The organism is Skermanella sp., from assembly GCF_059503625.1.
Window position 1 is genome coordinate 1 of record NZ_JCACHA010000409.1, and the last position, 2,471, is coordinate 2,471.

Here is a 2,471-nt window from a genome sequence, read left to right on the forward strand (position 1 = left end):
CGGTCCCGTGCTGCGCGCCGGATTGACGCTGGTATTCGTGATTGGGATGCTGATCAGGTGGATCAGCGTCAAGCCCAGACCGATGGCGATTGGCGCGAAACCAGCCGGGGCGCGACTGTCGGTCGAGCCCAGGATGATCATCAGGAAGCCGAAGGTCAGGATGATCTCGATGGCGATGCCCGAGTTCAGCGAATAGCCGCCGGGAGAGGCGGCGCCGAACCCGTTCGCGGCAAGCCCCTTGACGGCGAGATCGTAATCCGCCTTGCCGCTAGCGATGAGGTAAAGGGCACCTGCCGCAATGATGGCGCCGGCTATCTGGGCGATGATGTAGCTCAGGATATCCTTGGTCGGGAAACGTCCGCCCGCCCACAGGCCGATTGTGACGGCCGGGTTCAGATGGCAGCCACTGATATGGCCTATGGAGTACGCCATCGTCAGCACCGTCAGTCCGAAGGCGAAGGAGACACCGAGCAGGCCGATGCCGACTTCGGGAAAAGCCGCGGCGAATACCGCGCTGCCGCATCCTCCGAAGACAAGCCAGAATGTGCCGATAAGCTCGGCGGACGCTCGACGAAGCTGCGACATTGTTTTCTCCTGAATTGATTGGTGTGTAGCGCCGTTTTCGCCGTTCTGCCTGTCCGACCGGATTATCCGCGTACCGGATTGGTGGTCATCGCCGAAACGATCCAGGCATGTATCCCCCGACTCCCGGGAGCGCAGCCTTGGGACACCTCCGAGCCTTTAGCATCGCGACCTGGAAGTGCACGTACTTTACCGTAGTTTACCCGTTATCACGGTTGCCGAGCGCGGATTTAGGCCTACTGGAGGTTAGCTTCCTCCGCTTGGGCTTCCATGGGTGGGGAAGTCGGCACACGGGCCGTCCCGACCGCCGGGATCGGCAGCCGGGCACCAAGACTGGCTGCCAGTGCCGTCTGCAATGTCAGAACCGGTGCGTCGGCCGGCATGTCATACGCTTCCGTCCAGACGTACGTCCCCATACGTGCATCGACGAGGTTCGCGGTGAGCCTGACAACTCCCGCATTGGACCTCACGCTGCCGGTCAGGAACATGTCGGCCCGGATCCGGGAAGCCGTGCCGTTCCTGGTAGGGTGAGCCAGAACACCCACCGTGCCGTTCCGGATCAGCACTTGAGTGACCTCGTCCGCCAAACCGTTGGCGATCATGCCGCTCCGGCCGTCGGCAGTCGTTGCCGTGAAAGGAATGATATGGATACGGGATCCGGTCTTGAGGCCGGCACCCGTTTGATATTGCGGGTGGGAGTACTGCAGGGACCATGCGAAGGTAGCGATGCAGACGGTCAGCAAGGCCGTTCCCAGAACGGCGGCAGGTTTTCGCCACTTGTCGGATCGAGCGGGGGCGACGGATCGTGGGCTGGGAGGAATAGTAACCCGGGCCGTCCGGAAGACAGGAACATAGCCGCCTTTGGGCAAGTCGATGACGACCGGATCGTTGATCCCCTGGGTCAGGTAATAGCGTTCCAATCGGCGGCGCAACTGGCTTGCCTCGATGCGCACCATCGGATCTGTCTGCGGATCGAAGGTTTCGTCGCGATCCAGTACCGATATGGCGACCGAGTATGCCTTGATGCGCCCTGCGCGTCCTGCAAGGGTTTCCTCGACAATGTAACTGAGGAATCGCAAGCTCCGTTTCGAGCGCCGGAACTCTTCCCCAGCGCAGATCTTCGCCAGCTGCAATCGGATCTGCTGGGGAGACAAAGGAGTGTCGGGCTGATGCGTGGGACTACAGTGCCGGTCCGATTCACAGGACTTCAAGATCGCCTCCCCAGATGCTGGGCGGATCATCCAAAGCGACGGTACGATAAACGTCGCGCCGACAAGCAGGGGACTATCTAGCGGTGTAGTACGATCGAGCCCATCCTTTGCCTTGAAATAATGGTGAAAGTGGAACTTTGATCGTTTGTCTGCTCGTGCTCTCACAAGCAGAATCGGGAGGGGCAAAAATGAAAGTCAATGGCATGACTAAGCTCGGTGGTGCATTAACCCTGGCCTTGCTCATATTGGCGGCCGGTTCCGCTCAGGCCCAACTGCTGTTCGGCAGCCGCCTTGGGCAAGCGCATTATCAGGGTGACGACACGAAGATCATCATGAGGATCGGCGCCGACATGCTGCGCAATGCGCCCGATGGGGAGTCGCGTCCCTGGTCCAATCCGCAGACCGGGAACAGCGGGACCATTACGGTTCTGCGGAGTTACACGCGCGGTCAGATGCCGTGCCGCGACACCCAGGTCAACAGTCAGCTGAAGGATCGTAACGTCGTCTACGTCCTGCCGGTCTGCCAGATAGCCGACGGCAGCTGGAAATTCGCGGCGCAGTGACGTCGCGGCAGGTGAGGATGCGGTAGCCTTCCGGTGCCGTATCCTCCGTGTGCAAACGGAGCCTGAGATGAGCGGTGACCATACGATCCGTGCGCGCTGGCGCCGATGGGAAGGT

Annotated in this window: 3 protein-coding genes; 1 reads left to right on the top strand and 2 read right to left on the bottom strand. The window is 60.8% G+C overall.

The genetic code is table 11. The annotated features are described in order from the left end of the window. On the bottom strand, window positions 1-585 hold a 585-nt coding region (gene aqpZ / locus AC5JJ6_RS09005; protein WP_496041710.1), incomplete at its 3' end, for an aquaporin Z. A gap of 233 nt (window positions 586-818) precedes the next feature. Further along, entirely contained in the window at window positions 819-1,715 is an 897-nt protein-coding gene (locus AC5JJ6_RS09010) for a hypothetical protein (RefSeq protein ID WP_496041711.1), read from the bottom strand. A gap of 266 nt (window positions 1,716-1,981) precedes the next feature. Here AC5JJ6_RS09010 and AC5JJ6_RS09015 point away from each other — a divergent pair, with 266 nt between their 5' ends. Then, complete coding sequence (locus tag AC5JJ6_RS09015) at window positions 1,982-2,356, top strand: RT0821/Lpp0805 family surface protein (RefSeq protein ID WP_496041712.1); 375 nt, start codon at window positions 1,982-1,984, stop codon at window positions 2,354-2,356. Window positions 2,357-2,471: the final 115 nt, after the last annotated feature.